Origin of the sequence: Ketogulonicigenium robustum (assembly GCF_002117445.1) — a bacterium.
In the GTDB taxonomy this organism is placed as follows: Bacteria; Pseudomonadota; Alphaproteobacteria; order Rhodobacterales; family Rhodobacteraceae; genus Ketogulonicigenium; species Ketogulonicigenium robustum.
Window position 1 is genome coordinate 121,297 of the sequence record NZ_CP019937.1, and the last position, 13,704, is coordinate 135,000.

At 62.2% G+C, this 13,704-nt stretch carries 14 protein-coding genes (1 of these 14 only partly in view); 7 read left to right on the forward strand and 7 right to left on the reverse strand.

The annotated features are described in order from the left end of the window. Window positions 1-92 precede the first annotated feature (92 nt). From lpdA to mdh, 7 genes are all read right to left on the reverse strand, one after another. On the reverse strand, window positions 93-1,481 hold the full coding sequence (gene lpdA / locus BVG79_RS00635; RefSeq protein ID WP_085785200.1) for a dihydrolipoyl dehydrogenase: 1,389 nt from the start codon (window positions 1,479-1,481) through the stop codon (window positions 93-95). Between the two features lie 56 nt (window positions 1,482-1,537). Then, on the reverse strand, window positions 1,538-1,927 hold the full coding sequence (locus tag BVG79_RS00640) for an MAPEG family protein (RefSeq protein WP_085785201.1): 390 nt from the start codon (window positions 1,925-1,927) through the stop codon (window positions 1,538-1,540). A 15-nt stretch (window positions 1,928-1,942) separates the two neighbouring features. Continuing rightward, the gene (odhB, locus tag BVG79_RS00645; RefSeq protein ID WP_085785202.1) at window positions 1,943-3,169 is read right to left on the reverse strand and encodes a 2-oxoglutarate dehydrogenase complex dihydrolipoyllysine-residue succinyltransferase; all 1,227 of its coding nucleotides are present in this window, start codon (window positions 3,167-3,169) and stop codon (window positions 1,943-1,945) included. A 3-nt stretch (window positions 3,170-3,172) separates the two neighbouring features. Continuing rightward, window positions 3,173-6,136, reverse strand: coding sequence for a 2-oxoglutarate dehydrogenase E1 component (locus BVG79_RS00650; protein ID WP_085785203.1), 2,964 nt, complete (start codon window positions 6,134-6,136; stop codon window positions 3,173-3,175). A gap of 23 nt (window positions 6,137-6,159) precedes the next feature. Further along, window positions 6,160-7,044 carry a succinate--CoA ligase subunit alpha gene (gene sucD, locus BVG79_RS00655; protein WP_085785204.1) on the reverse strand — a complete coding sequence of 295 codons (885 nt, stop codon included), beginning with the start codon at window positions 7,042-7,044 and terminating at the stop codon, window positions 6,160-6,162. A gap of 103 nt (window positions 7,045-7,147) precedes the next feature. Further along, window positions 7,148-8,344 (reverse strand): ADP-forming succinate--CoA ligase subunit beta, encoded by a 1,197-nt coding sequence (gene sucC, locus BVG79_RS00660; RefSeq protein WP_085785205.1) that lies wholly within the window; start codon window positions 8,342-8,344, stop codon window positions 7,148-7,150. Between the two features lie 249 nt (window positions 8,345-8,593). Beyond that, window positions 8,594-9,556, reverse strand: coding sequence for a malate dehydrogenase (gene mdh, locus BVG79_RS00665; RefSeq protein WP_085785206.1), 963 nt, complete (start codon window positions 9,554-9,556; stop codon window positions 8,594-8,596). Between the two features lie 186 nt (window positions 9,557-9,742). Between mdh and BVG79_RS00670 the strand changes: the two genes are divergently transcribed. The 7 genes from BVG79_RS00670 to BVG79_RS00700 form a co-directional block, all read left to right on the forward strand. Continuing rightward, on the forward strand, window positions 9,743-9,946 hold the full coding sequence (locus BVG79_RS00670) for a DUF1737 domain-containing protein (protein ID WP_085785207.1): 204 nt from the start codon (window positions 9,743-9,745) through the stop codon (window positions 9,944-9,946). 194 nt (window positions 9,947-10,140) lie between these two features. Next, window positions 10,141-10,539: a succinate dehydrogenase, cytochrome b556 subunit gene (gene sdhC / locus BVG79_RS00675; RefSeq protein ID WP_085785208.1), complete on the forward strand. Its 399-nt coding sequence runs from the start codon at window positions 10,141-10,143 to the stop codon at window positions 10,537-10,539. Window positions 10,540-10,550: 11 nt separating this feature from the next. Further along, the gene (locus tag BVG79_RS00680) at window positions 10,551-10,934 is read left to right on the forward strand and encodes a succinate dehydrogenase, hydrophobic membrane anchor protein (RefSeq protein WP_085785209.1); all 384 of its coding nucleotides are present in this window, start codon (window positions 10,551-10,553) and stop codon (window positions 10,932-10,934) included. A gap of 21 nt (window positions 10,935-10,955) precedes the next feature. After that, window positions 10,956-12,761, forward strand: coding sequence for a succinate dehydrogenase flavoprotein subunit (sdhA, locus tag BVG79_RS00685; protein ID WP_085785210.1), 1,806 nt, complete (start codon window positions 10,956-10,958; stop codon window positions 12,759-12,761). A gap of 1 nt (window position 12,762) precedes the next feature. After that, window positions 12,763-13,122, forward strand: a complete 360-nt coding sequence (locus tag BVG79_RS00690; protein ID WP_085785211.1) for a hypothetical protein — start codon at window positions 12,763-12,765, stop codon at window positions 13,120-13,122. Next, a complete protein-coding gene (locus BVG79_RS00695; RefSeq protein WP_085785212.1) occupies window positions 13,122-13,427 on the forward strand; it encodes a hypothetical protein in 306 nt (101 codons plus the stop codon). Before BVG79_RS00690 ends, BVG79_RS00695 begins: the two co-directional genes overlap by 1 nt. A 17-nt stretch (window positions 13,428-13,444) precedes the next feature. Next, on the forward strand, window positions 13,445-13,704 hold the 5' portion of the coding sequence (locus tag BVG79_RS00700) for a hypothetical protein (RefSeq protein ID WP_085787160.1). Its footprint extends 19 nt past the window's final position; only the first 260 of its 279 coding nucleotides appear in the window; the start codon lies at window positions 13,445-13,447; its stop codon lies off the right edge, out of view.

Sequence of the window (13,704 nt, forward strand, 5' to 3'; positions counted from 1 at the left end):
CAGTTTCAGCGCAACACCTTAACATCCCATGATAGGCGCAAGGGGGGCAGAAATCCACGTGAAAGCGGATCTCTGCCCGTTGCAGGGGGCTATCAGGCGTGGATAGCGCCGCTGTTGCAGGCAAGTGCCGCCTCGCGCACCGCTTCCGAGAAGGTCGGGTGGGCGTGGCAGGTGCGGGCGATATCCTCGGCCGCCGCGCCAAATTCCATCGCGACGCAGATTTCGTGGACCAGATCGCCCGCGGCAGGGCCGATGATGTGAACGCCCAGAATACGGTCGGTTTCCTTGTCGGCCAGCAGCTTGACGAAGCCCTCGCCTTGGAAAACCGCCTTTGCGCGGGCGTTGCCCATGAAGCTGAACTTGCCGACTTTATAGGGGCGGCCCGATTCTTTCAGGGCTTCCTCGGTCGCGCCGACGCTGGCAACTTCGGGGGTGGTGTAGATCACGCCGGGGATGATGTCGTAATTCACATGGCCCGCTTGGCCCGCTAGAATTTCGGCAATGGCGATGCCTTCGTCTTCGGCTTTGTGCGCCAGCATCGGGCCGGTGATCGCATCGCCGATGGCATAGATGCCCGCGACGTTGGTGGCGTAATGCCCGTCGGTCTGGATCTGTCCGCGCGGTGTCATGGCTACGCCCAAATCGGCAAGGCCGAGGCCGTCCGTATAGGGGCGGCGGCCGGTGGCGACCAGAACGGTGTCGGCGGCCAGCGTGGCCTCCTCGCCCGACTTGTTCAGCTTGTAGCGCAGCGTGGCGCCAGTTTCATCGACGGTTGCCTCTTGCACGGCGGCGCCCATGATGAACTTCAGCCCCTGCTTGGAAAGGATGCGCTGCAGCGTGCGCTGCACGTCGCCATCCATGCCGGGGGTGATCTTGTCTTGGTATTCGATCACCGTCACTTCGCTGCCAAGGCGCGCGTAGACCGACCCCAGTTCCAGCCCGATCACACCTGCGCCGATAACAGCCAGACGGGCAGGGATCTTGTCCAAGGACAGCGCGCCGGTCGAGCTGACGATGGTTTTCTCGTCAATCGTCAGGCCGGGCAGGCTGGCAGGCTCGGACCCCGATGCGATGACGATATGCTTGGCGGTATATGTTTCGTCGCCGACGCGCACCTGACCCGCGGCAGGAATGCTGGCCCAGCCCTTTATCCACGTGATCTTGTTCTTTTTGAACAGGAACTCGATGCCGCCGGTGTTCTGGCCGACGACGTCGCCCTTGTAAGCTTGCATCTGGGCCCAGTTTACGGTCGGCGCCGCGCCTTCCAGCCCCATTTTGGCAAAGTTATGCTCGGCCTCGTGCAGGTTATGCGTCGCGTGCAGCAGCGCCTTGGACGGGATGCAGCCGACATTCAGGCAGGTGCCGCCCAAGGTCTCGCGCCCCTCAATAACGGCTGTCTTCAGCCCTAACTGGGCCGCGCGAATCGCACAGACATATCCCCCGGGGCCGGCGCCGATCACGATCAGGTCATAGCTGGACATGGCATTTCCTTATTAAGGCAGTGGGCAGGTGCCGCAGCCGCGGCCGCTGCGGGCATTCAGAACAACGTGGCAAGCAACATGACGATTGTGGAAACAAAGCCCACCATCCAGATAGCCGACCGCCATGGCGACCAGCCAAAGGCATAGGCCGGAATGTAAAGCACACGCGCCGCCAGATAGAGCCACGCCAGCGTGGCCGTCAGCGCGGTGCTTTGGCCCGTCAGCGCAGTGACAAGCGCGGCGATCGCGAACAGGATCAGCCCTTCGGTGTGGTTGTTGACGACCCGCGCCATGCGCCCCAGGACGGGGGGCATGGCAGGTGTCGTGTCACGGGGGCCGACATTCCATTGCGACAACCCTGCTTGGGCCGTCAGGATGCCCGACCCCAGAATCTGGATCACCTGCAATAGCGCCGCAAGGACAAGGACGATCAATTCAGGGGTCATGGCACGCTCCGGCGTTTACAGGTCCATCAACAGGCGGCGGGGGTCTTCCAGCGCTTCCTTGACACGGACAAGGAAGATCACGGCCCCTTGGCCATCGACAATGCGGTGGTCATACGACAGCGCCAGATACATCATCGGGCGGATGACGACTTGGCCATTGATCGCAACGGGGCGGTCCTGGATTTTGTGCATGCCCAAGATGCCAGATTGCGGCGGGTTCAAAATCGGCGATGACATCAGCGACCCGTAGACCCCACCGTTCGAGATGGTGAAGGTGCCGCCTTGCATGTCGTCGATCGAGAGCTTGCCCTCGCGCGCTTTGCGCCCGTAACCGGCAATGTCTTTTTCGATCTGCGCAAAGGACTTGCTGTCGGCGTCGCGCACGACCGGCACGACCAGCCCGTTCGGCGTGCCGACGGCCACGCCCATGTGGACATAGCGCTTATAAATAACGCTATCACCGTCGATTTCCGCGTTCACCTCGGGCACTTCGGCCAGCGCGTGGGCGCAGGCTTTGGTGAAGAACGACATGAAGCCCAGCTTCACGCCGTGTTTCTTCTCGAACAGGTCTTTGTACTGGTTCCGCAGGTCCATCACGGCCGTCATGTCCACCTCGTTATAGGTGGTCAGCATGGCGGCTGTGTTCTGCGCCTCTTTCAGCCGACGGGCGATGGTCTGGCGCAGGCGGCTCATCTTCACGCGCTCTTCGCGCGGGGCATCCTCGGCCGAGGCTTGGCGCGGGGCGGCGGGCTTGGGCGCAGGCGCGGCAGCAGGGGCCGACGGGCTGGTCTGCGCAACCAGCGCGGCCAGCACATCGCCCTTCATCACGCGGCCATCGCGGCCGGTGCCCGTCACGCTGTCGGGGGCGATGTTGTTTTCGGCCATCAGTTTGCGGGCCGAAGGCGCATCATCGCCCTTCGGTGCACTGGGGGCCGGTTCGGCTTCTTTGGCTTCCTCGGGCGCCTTTTCGGGTGCGGGCGCAGCGGCGGGCTTTGCGGCTGCGGCCCCTTCGGCGATATGCGCCAGCAATGCGCCCACGCCGACGGTCTCACCCTCGGCGGCGATCACTTCGGACAGGGTGCCGGCAACGGGCGAGGGAACCTCGACCGTAACCTTGTCTGTCTCCAGCTCGCACAGCATCTCGTCGACGGCGACAGCATCGCCGGGTTTCTTGAACCATGTTGCCACGGTCGCTTCGGTGACGCTTTCGCCTAGCGTCGGAACACGGACTTCGGTGCTCATGGCTCAGTTTCCTTTGATGGTCAGGGCTTCGTCGACAAGGGCGTTTTGCTGGGCTTTGTGCTGGCTTGCAAGCCCCGTCGCAGGCGATGCGGATGCGGCGCGGCCAACGTAGACGGCGCGGCGGTGCTTCGCCTCGATTTTATTCAGAACCCATTCAAGGTTGGGGTCGACAAAACTCCAACCGCCTTGGTTGCGGGGCTCTTCTTGACACCACACCATTTCGGCATCCTTGAACCGGCCCAATTCGCGCACCAATGTCATGGTCGGGAACGGATAGAATTGCTCCAGACGCATCAGGTAAACATCGGTCAGGCCGCGGGCGTCGCGTTCTTCCAGCAGGTCATAGTAGACCTTGCCCGAACAAATGACCACGCGCTTGATCTTGTCATCGGGCTGCAGTTGCGTGGCCGAATTGCCCAGTTGTGCATCATCCCACAGCACGCGGTGGAACGAGCTGTCGCCGGTGAAATCCGCCGCTTTCGACGTGGCCAAACGGTGGCGCAGCAGCGATTTCGGCGTCATCAGCACCAGCGGCTTGCGGAAGTCGCGGTGCAGTTGGCGGCGCAGGATGTGGAAGTAGTTGGCAGGCGTCGTGCAGTTGGCCACGATCCAGTTGTCGCCGCCGCACATCTGCAAAAAGCGTTCAAGCCGCGCCGAGGAGTGCTCGGGGCCTTGGCCCTCGAACCCGTGGGGCAGCAGCATCACAAGGCCCGACATCCGCAGCCACTTCGATTCGCCCGAGGAAATGAACTGGTCGAACATGATCTGCGCGCCGTTGGCGAAGTCGCCGAATTGCGCTTCCCACAAAGTCAGCGCGTTCGGTTCGGCCAGCGAATAGCCGTATTCAAAGCCCAGAACCGCATATTCCGACAGCATGGAATCGATCACCTCGTACTGGGCTTGGCCGGCACGGATGTTGTTCATCGGGTAGTAACGCTGTTCGCTTTGCTGGTCGATAAAAGCCGAGTGACGCTGGCTGAACGTGCCGCGCGTCGAATCCTGCCCCGAAAGACGGACGGGATAGCCCTCGGTCAGCAGGCTGCCGAAGGCCATGGCTTCGGCAGTGGCCCAGTCGAACCCTTCGCCGGTTACGAACATGTTTCGCTTCGCCTCCAGCAAGCGATCCACCGTTTTGTGTAGGTGCAATCCCTCGGGCTGCGTGGTCAGCGCGGTGCCGATCTCGGCCATGGTTTCGGGCGAAATCGCCGTCGCAACGCGCGGGGTATTGTCCTGCGCAGGGCGGCCCAAATGCGCCCAGCGGCCGTCCAGCCAGTCGGCCTTATTCGGTTTATAGGCTTTTGCGGCCTCGAACTCGTCATTCAGGTGGCTTTGGAAGCGCGCCTTCATTTCCTCGATCTCACCTTCGGGGATCAGCCCGTCGGCGACCAGGCGGTCGGTATAGAGGGTCAGGGTCGTTTTGTGGCCCTTGATGGTCTTGTACATCGCCGGGTTGGTGAACATCGGCTCGTCGCCCTCGTTGTGACCAAAGCGGCGGTAGCAGAAGATGTCGATCACCACGTCCTTGTGGAACAGCTGGCGGAATTCGGTCGCAACGCGCGCGGCGTGGACGACAGCCTCGGGGTCGTCACCGTTCACGTGGAAGATCGGTGCCTCGACCATCAGGGCGATGTCGGTCGGGTAAGGGGACGAACGCGAATAGCTGGGCGCGGTGGTAAAGCCGATCTGGTTGTTCACCACGATATGGATCGTACCGCCGGTTTTATGTCCGACAAGGCCAGACAGGCCGAAGCATTCGGCCACGACGCCCTGACCTGCAAAGGCCGCATCGCCATGCAGCAGGATCGGCAGCACCTTGGTGCGGTCTTTGTCGTTCAGCTGCGCTTGTTTGGCGCGCACCTTGCCCAGCACGACGGGGTTCACCGCCTCAAGGTGCGAGGGGTTGGCCGTCAGCGACAGGTGGACTTTGTTGCCGTCAAACTCGCGGTCGGATGACGCGCCAAGGTGGTATTTCACATCGCCCGAGCCGTCGACATCGTCGGGCTTAAAGCTGCCGCCTTGGAATTCGTTGAAAATCGCACGGTAGGGTTTGGACAGAACGTTCGCCAGCACCGACAGGCGGCCGCGGTGGGGCATGCCCATGACGACCTCTTGCACGCCCATGGCGCCGCCGCGTTTGATGATCTGTTCCATCGCGGGGATCAGGGCCTCGCCGCCGTCCAGACCAAAGCGCTTGGTGCCCATGTATTTGACATGCAAGAACTTTTCAAAGCCTTCGGCCTCGACAAGCTTGTTCAGGATGGCGCGGCGTCCCTCGCGGGTGAAGGTGATTTCCTTGCCGTAGCCCTCGATCCGTTCCTTCAGCCATGCCGATTGGGCGGGGTCGGAGATGTGCATGTATTGCAGCGCGAAGGTGCCGCAGTACGTGCGGCGCACCAGATCGATGATCTGGTTCATGGTCGCGATTTCCAAGCCAAGCACGTTGTCGATGAAAATCGGGCGGTCCATATCCTCGGGGCCGAAGCCGTAGGATGCGGGGTCCAGTTCGGGGTAGTAGGGCTTGGCCTGCATCCCCAGCGGGTCTAGGTCGGCGGCCAGATGCCCGCGGATGCGATAGGCGCGGATCAGCATCAGCGCGCGCAGCGAATCGATCACGGCGCCGCGCAGTTGCCCCTCGGACACGACCTGACCTGCTGCTGCGGCCTTGTCCTGCAGTTTTTGCGTGGTGGTTTGCATCTGTTGCGCGGGCGATGCTTCGCCAGGCCATTGGCCATCCAGCGCGGCAATGGCATCGCCGCTGGGCAGCGGCGGCCAGTCGCGGCGCGCCCATGACGGGCCGTCGGTCTGCGGCTGTGCCGTCTCGCCCATGGCGGCAAACAGGGCGCGCCAGCTTTCGTCGACATCCTGCGGGTTGGCGTCATAGCGCGCCTGCAGGTGGTCGATGTAATCAGCATTCGCGCCATTCAGCATATCGGCGGCGCGCAGGGCTTGGGGGGATTGGTCGTTCATGACTCTTGCTTCTAAAGGGGCACTCAGCCCGAGATGGCTTCCAGGACGGCTTGGCCCAAAGTGGCGGGGCTGTCTGCGACGACGATGCCCGCGCTGCGCATCGCCTCGATCTTCGATTCGGCATCACCTTTCCCGCCCGAAATGACGGCGCCGGCATGACCCATGCGGCGGCCCGGGGGGGCGGTGCGGCCTGCGATGAAACCGGCGACGGGCTTCCAACGGCCCCGCGCCTTCTCATCTTTCAGGAATTGTGCGGCGTCTTCCTCGGCGCTGCCGCCGATTTCGCCGATCATGATGATCGACGCGGTGTCAGGGTCGGCCAAAAACATTTCCAGAATATCAATATGCTCTGACCCTTTGATCGGGTCGCCGCCAATGCCGACGGCCGTCGACTGGCCAAGGCCGACATCGGTGGTCTGCTTGACCGCCTCGTACGTCAGCGTGCCCGAGCGCGAGACGACGCCGACGCTGCCGGTGCTGAAGATATTGCCGGGCATAATGCCGATCTTGCAGGCATTCGGCGTCAGCAGCCCCGGGCAGTTCGGCCCGATCAGGCGCGACTTGCTGCCCTGCAGCGCGCGCTTGACGCGCATCATATCCAGCACCGGAATACCTTCGGTGATGGCGACAATCAGCGGGATTTCCGCGTCGATCGCCTCGAGGATCGAATCAGCTGCGAAGGGCGGGGGCACGTAGATCACGGTGGCATCCGCGCCGGTGCGTTCCACAGCCTCGTGCACGGTATTGAAAACCGGCAGATCAAGGTGAGTGGTGCCGCCCTTGCCGGGGGTCACGCCGCCGACCATCTTGGTGCCGTAGGCAATGGCTTGCCCCGAATGGAACGAGCCTTGCGCACCGGTGATGCCCTGACAGATGACCTTGGTGCTTTCGTTTATCAGTATCGCCATGGAACTCTCCTCGAAGGCCCCTGCTACGGTCTGGGTGGCATCTGCATGATGCCCGACGTGGATTGCGAAGACGTGGATTGCGAATGTGCGCGGGGGTGCGGCATCAGCCCGCCTTCACCGCTTGCACGATCTTTTGGGCGGCGTCGGCCAGATCGTCGGCGGGGATGACGTTCAAGCCGGAATTGCGGATGATTTCCTTGCCCAGCTCGACATTCGTGCCTTCCAGCCGCACGACCAGCGGCACTTTCAGGCCCACCTCTTGCACGGCGACGATGATGCCCTCGGCAATGATGTCGCAGCGCATAATGCCGCCAAAGATGTTCACCAGAATGCCCTGAACGTTCGGGTCGGACGTGATGATCTTGAACGCCTCGGTCACCTTCTCAGCCGTGGCGCCACCGCCGACATCGAGGAAGTTCGCGGGCGCGGCGCCATACAGCTTGATGATATCCATCGTGGCCATGGCAAGGCCCGCGCCATTTACCATGCAGCCGATGGTGCCATCAAGGGCGATGTAATTCAGGTCGTATTTCGAGGCGACCAGCTCTTTGGGGTCTTCCTCGGTTTCGTCGCGCAAGGCGGCGATGGCGGGGTGGCGATACAGCGCGTTGTTATCGAACGCGATTTTCGCATCAAGGCAGCGCAGGTGCCCCGCAGGGTCGGTGACCAGCGGGTTGATCTCCAGCATCTCCATGTCGCATTGGGTGAATGCGGTATAAAGCTTGCCGGCCAGATCGACGCATTCCTTGACTTGCGCGCCGGTCAACCCCAGTGCGAATGCGATGCGACGCCCGTGCCACGGCTGGTAACCCGCAGCCGGATCAACGCTGAAGCTGATGACTTTTTCGGGTGTCTCGGCAGCGACGGTCTCAATGTCCATGCCGCCCTCGGTCGAGCAGACGTAGGAAATGCGCGAAGTTTGGCGGTCGATCAGCAGTGCGAGGTAAAATTCGTGGGCGATATCGGCCCCGGCTTCCAGATAAACGCGCCCGACTTTGCGGCCCGCTGCGCCCGTTTGGGCTGTGACCAGCGTTTGCCCCAGCATCTGGCGGGCGATATCGGCCGCCTCGGTGGCCGAGCGTGCCAGCCGCACGCCCCCGCCAAGGCCGGCAGCCGTTTCACGAAAGTGGCCCTTGCCGCGTCCGCCCGCATGGATCTGCGCTTTCACGACCCACAGCGGGCCAGGCAGCGCAGCCGCAGCCTGATCGGCGGCGTCTGGTGTCAGGATGATTTCCCCCTGTCCGACAGGAAGGCCGAAGTCGCGCAACAAGCCCTTGGCTTGATATTCGTGGATGTTCATTGCTGTATCCCGCACCACCCGATGTGAGGCCAGAACCGATCGCTGACCGTCCATGAAACCTATGGCCTATCAATCACAGGTCAACGCGTGCCAGAACTGATATTTCTAGCAGTTTGGTGAAATTCCGACATTTGTGATCACAGTATTTAATCATGTGATCACAAGGTGATCAATAGTCTGGCGCTAACATGTAACGGGGCCGGATCAGCGCTGATCCGGCCCCGTTCTACTTGCTTTTTCGCCCGGCGATCAGGCCAGGGTGGCGTCGATGCCCTTGCACGCGGCGACAAGGCCCTTCACCGATTCGACCGACTTGTCGAACATGGCTTGTTCGTCGGCGGTCAGCTTGATGCCGACGACCTTTTCGATGCCGTTCGCGCCGATGACGGCAGGGACGCCGACATAAAGGCCATCGAGACCAAACGCACCATCGACATAGGCGGCGCAGGGCAGAACGCGTTTTTGGTCTTTCAGATAGCTTTCCGCCATCTCGATCGCCGAGGTCGCAGGCGCGTAGAAGGCCGAACCCGTCTTCAGCAGACCGACGATTTCAGCGCCGCCATCACGGGTGCGCTGGATGATGCCGTCCAGCTTGTCTTGCGTCGTCCAGCCCATTTCGACCAGATCGGGCAGGGGGATGCCGGCGACGGTCGAATAGCGGGCCAGCGGCACCATCGTGTCACCGTGGCCGCCCAGCACGAATGCGGTCACATCCTTCATCGACACGTTGAATTCGACAGACAGGAAGTGGCGGAAGCGGGCCGAATCGAGCACGCCGGCCATGCCGACAACCTTGTGCGCGGGCAGGCCCGAGAATTGTTGCAGCGCCCACACCATGGCGTCCAGCGGGTTGGTGATGCAGATGACGAAGGCGTCGGGGGCGTGTTTGGCAATGCCTTCGCCGACCGATTTCATAACTTTCAGGTTAATGCCCAGCAGGTCATCACGGCTCATCCCGGGCTTGCGCGGCACGCCGGCGGTGACGATGCAAACATCGGCACCAGCAATATCGGCGTAGTCGTTCGTGCCTTTCAGCGTGGCGTCGAAACCCTCCGACGGGCCCGATTGTGCGATGTCCAGCGCCTTGCCTTGCGGGGTGCCCTCGGAAATGTCGAACAGGACGACATCGCCCAGTTCTTTGATCGCTGCCAGATGGGCCAGCGTGCCGCCGATCTGACCGGCGCCGATCAGCGCAATTTTGGGTCTAGCCATGGGGTGGTCTCCTCGTTGAACGGGTCTTTTCAAGCATTTTCTTGCTTTGACGCGCCTTGCGTAAACCCGCCTTCGCTTTCGCGCAAGCACGGCTGAAGGGGCTGGGCCATTGTTAGCGCTCGCCTTTGGTGCGCGGGGGGCGTAACCCTTGGGCCAAACCCGTTTGCTGCTGGAAGGAGCCCGCATATGAAAGCCTATCGCCTGTTGACCGCCGACGACACATCGGCCTTTTGCCACAAGGTGACCGAGGCCCTGTCCAAGGGCTGGACGCTGTATGGCGACCCGACCTATGCCTTTGATGCTGCGAACGGAGTCATGCGCTGCGGGCAGGCCGTCACAAAGGATGTCGATGTGACCTATACGCCGGAAATGAAGCTCGGCCAGCTTTGATTCGGGGGCGCGGGGGCGCAAGGCGGCTGGGTGTGATCACAAACGGCATGTTTTGCGATAACATCCAGCCAATCGGCCCGGCCCCGCGCGTTTTTCCCGTGACTTCGTGATCGGATCGGATATGCAATGCGGCATCGCCAGAGGGCTTTGCTGCTTTTTTAGCCGCGGTGCCCCGCAAGCAAGAGGTGGCGTTTATGGCCGATATGCAAAAGGGCAGGCGTCCGCTGTCGCCCTTCATGCTGGGAAAATATTATCGTTTCCAGATGACATCCGTGTCGTCTCTGCTGACACGTATCACCGGTAACGCACTGATCGCAGGTACCGTTTTGGTGGTATGGTGGCTGCTGGGCGTTGCAATGGGGCCAGATTGGTTCGGGCCGGTGCATTGGGTGATCACAAGCTGGATCGGGCGGCTGATCATTGTCGGCTCGCTGTGGGCGATGTGGTATCATTTCCTTGCAGGGGCACGGCATTTGATTTTTGATCGCGGCTACGGGCTGAAGATCCAGACGGCGGAACGTCTGGGCTGGGCTGCCGTGATAGGTTCGTTCGTGTTGACGGCGCTGACCGTCGGCCTGTTTTGCCTGATCTGAGGGAGGCGAGAATGCGGTATCTTACAGATCGTAAACGCGCTGTCGGGAACGGCGCTTCGCGTACCGGCACGCTGGATCACATCTTCATGACGACCAGTGCCTATGGGCTGCTGCTGCTGGTGCCTTGCCTGATCTGGGTCTTGGGGCATGCGTTGTTTTTGCCGTTCGATCAGGCGCGCCTTTATCTGGCACGCCCGTTTCCCATTATCGTTCTGGGGATGACCTTGGTGGTGGGGATGCGCCACTTTGCCGTTGGCGCCCAGATGATGATCGAGGATTACCTGCACGGCTACGCCCGTGAAGTGGCGGTCATGCTGGCGCGCGGCCTTTCGTGGCTGCTAATCGCGACCGGCATTCTGGCGCTGGTGCGTCTGGCGCTGGGCCAACCTGAATAACTTTTCGCCAAAGGGACCGAAGTGGCAGCTTACACATACGAGACGCATGAATATGACGTCGTGGTGGTCGGCGCTGGTGGCGCTGGCCTGCGTGCAACGCTGGGCATGGCCGAACAGGGCTTGCGCACCGCTTGTATTTCCAAGGTTTTCCCGACGCGCAGCCACACGGTTGCGGCGCAGGGCGGCATTGCGGCCAGCTTGGGCAACATGGGCCCCGACAGCTGGCAGTGGCACATGTATGATACGGTGAAGGGCAGCGACTGGCTGGGCGACACTGATGCGATGGAATATCTGGCCCGAGAGGCCCCCAAGGCCGTGTACGAGCTAGAGCACTATGGCGTGCCCTTCAGCCGCACCGAAGAAGGCAAGATCTACCAGCGTCCCTTTGGTGGCCACACGACCGAATATGGTGAAGGCCCGCCGGTGCAGCGCACCTGCGCCGCGGCTGACCGCACCGGCCACGCCATTTTGCACACGCTTTATGGCCAAAGCCTGAAACAGCAGGCCGAGTTCTACATTGAATATTTCGCCATCGACCTGATCATGTCCGAAGACGGTGTCTGCACGGGCGTTCTGGCGTGGAAATTGGATGACGGTACCTTCCACGTTTTTTCGGCCAAGATGGTCGTGCTGGCGACGGGCGGTTACGGGCGGGCGTATTTCAGCGCGACCTCGGCCCACACCTGCACGGGCGATGGCGGTGGTATGGTGGCCCGCGCTGGGCTGCCGCTACAGGACATGGAATTTGTGCAGTTCCACCCGACGGGGATCTACGGCTCGGGCTGTCTGATCACCGAAGGCGCGCGCGGCGAGGGTGGTTACCTGACCAATTCGGAAGGCGAGCGTTTTATGGAACGCTACGCCCCGACCTATAAAGATCTTGCCAGCCGCGACGTGGTTTCGCGTTGCATGACCATCGAGATTCGCGAAGGGCGGGGCGTGGGTCCGAACAAAGACCACATCTATCTGCACCTGAACCACTTGCCGCCCGAAACGCTGCACGAGCGCCTGCCGGGCATTTCGGAATCCGCGCGCATTTTCGCAGGTGTTGACCTGACGAAAGAGCCGATCCCCGTTCTGCCGACCGTGCACTACAACATGGGCGGTATTCCCACGAACTATTGGGGCGAGGTTCTGAACCCCACCGCCGAGAACCCCGACCGCGTCCAGCCCGGCCTGATGGCCGTGGGCGAAGCGGGCTGTGCCAGTGTGCACGGGGCGAACCGCCTCGGGTCGAATTCGTTGATCGATCTGGTGGTGTTCGGGCGGGCGGCTGCTATTCGCGCGGGCCAGATCATTCAGGCGGGGACGCCGAATCCGGCGCTGAACCCGCACGGTATCGCCAAGGCGTTCGATCGTTTTGATGCGCTACGCTATGCCAATGGCAGCACGACGACTGCTGATCTGCGGTTGGAAATGCAAAAGACGATGCAGGCCGATGCTGCGGTGTTCCGCACCGACAAGACCTTGGCCGAGGGGGTCGAGAAGATGGCCGCCGTCGCCGCCAAGGTTGGCGATCTGAAGGTGACCGACCGCAGCTTGGTATGGAACAGCGATCTGATGGAGACGCTGGAGCTGACGAACCTGATGCCGAACGCGCTGGCGACCATTGTGGCCGCCGAAGCGCGCAAGGAATCGCGCGGCGCCCATGCCCACGAAGATTACCCGAACCGCGATGACGTGAACTGGCGCAAGCACTCGCTGGCATGGGTCGAGGGGAACAATGTTTCGCTCGCCTTTCGTCCCGTTCACCTCGAGCCGCTGACGACAGTTGACGAAGGCGGTATCGACCTGAAGAAAATCGCGCCCAAAGCGCGTGTGTACTAACATGCGCGCGCTGGCGGTTCTTTGCGGGGTTGTGGCGCTGTCGGGGTGCATCAGCGAAAGCGCGGTGACCGATACATCGCGCGCTTTGGCCAAGCAGGCCGTGGACAGCGCCATCGCGGGGCGCGTGCCGGCAGCCTTGGTGACACCTGTCACCGACTGCGTCATCGATAACGCCACCCCGTCCGAGCTTGCGTCACTGGCTGCGGGGGCGTTCACGGGCGTTGCATCCACCCAAGCGGGCCAGACGGTTATGACGATCGCAGGTCGGCAAGCGACACAAAGCTGCGTGGTCGGCAATTTGGGCAGCGGCCTGATTGGCAGCGCGGCGGCGATGACGGCACTGCAGGGCGCTTGGCTGTGATGCGCGCAGGGGGGATCGTGCTGGCGGCCTCGGGGCTGATGGCCCTTGGGGCTTGTGCAAGCGCCCCCCGCGGCGAGGTTGATATTGTAGCGGCGGCCGAGCATTGCGAACAGCAGGCCCGCGCCAGCATGGGGCCGACGGGTGAAGTCACCGTCGGTTTCAACAGCCGATCCGGCCCGACGGCAGAACTGGCAGTCGGGCTGACGAGTGATTATCTAAGACGACGCGACCCGCTGGATGTATACAGCGAATGCGTCATACGTCGCACCGGCGCGGCACCCTATCGGCCGCCGGTATTGCGGTAAGGAACAAGGACATGGTCATGAAGAAGATCGTATTTTCCGTCATGCTGGCCGCTTTTGCGCTGCCTGCTTTCGCCCAGGATACCACGCGGGCGCGCGCGCTGATTCTGCCGATGCTGCAGGAAATCTCGCCCGGGCCTGCGGGCGAAGTTCTGGCCGATTGCGTTCTGGCCGCCGCGACTGCGGACGAGCTTGCCACGCTGTCCGCCGCGACTGGCCCTAGCCGCGAGGTTGGCGCCCTGATCACCACCATCGTCAGCCGCCCTGCGGCGCTAAACTG

Coding starts and splice junctions, on each gene's coding strand:
- mdh (WP_085785206.1), bottom strand. CDS start 9,556: ATGGCTAGACCCAAAATTGCGCTGATCGGCGCCGGTCAGATCGGCGGC.
- BVG79_RS00695 (WP_085785212.1), top strand. CDS start 13,122: ATGCGCGCAGGGGGGATCGTGCTGGCGGCCTCGGGGCTGATGGCCCTT.
- BVG79_RS00670 (WP_085785207.1), top strand. CDS start 9,743: ATGAAAGCCTATCGCCTGTTGACCGCCGACGACACATCGGCCTTTTGC.
- BVG79_RS00640 (WP_085785201.1), bottom strand. CDS start 1,927: ATGACCCCTGAATTGATCGTCCTTGTCCTTGCGGCGCTATTGCAGGTG.
- odhB (WP_085785202.1), bottom strand. CDS start 3,169: ATGAGCACCGAAGTCCGTGTTCCGACGCTAGGCGAAAGCGTCACCGAA.
- sucC (WP_085785205.1), bottom strand. CDS start 8,344: ATGAACATCCACGAATATCAAGCCAAGGGCTTGTTGCGCGACTTCGGC.
- sdhC (WP_085785208.1), top strand. CDS start 10,141: ATGGCCGATATGCAAAAGGGCAGGCGTCCGCTGTCGCCCTTCATGCTG.
- sucD (WP_085785204.1), bottom strand. CDS start 7,044: ATGGCGATACTGATAAACGAAAGCACCAAGGTCATCTGTCAGGGCATC.
- BVG79_RS00650 (WP_085785203.1), bottom strand. CDS start 6,136: ATGAACGACCAATCCCCCCAAGCCCTGCGCGCCGCCGATATGCTGAAT.
- lpdA (WP_085785200.1), bottom strand. CDS start 1,481: ATGTCCAGCTATGACCTGATCGTGATCGGCGCCGGCCCCGGGGGATAT.
- BVG79_RS00690 (WP_085785211.1), top strand. CDS start 12,763: ATGCGCGCGCTGGCGGTTCTTTGCGGGGTTGTGGCGCTGTCGGGGTGC.
- BVG79_RS00680 (WP_085785209.1), top strand. CDS start 10,551: ATGCGGTATCTTACAGATCGTAAACGCGCTGTCGGGAACGGCGCTTCG.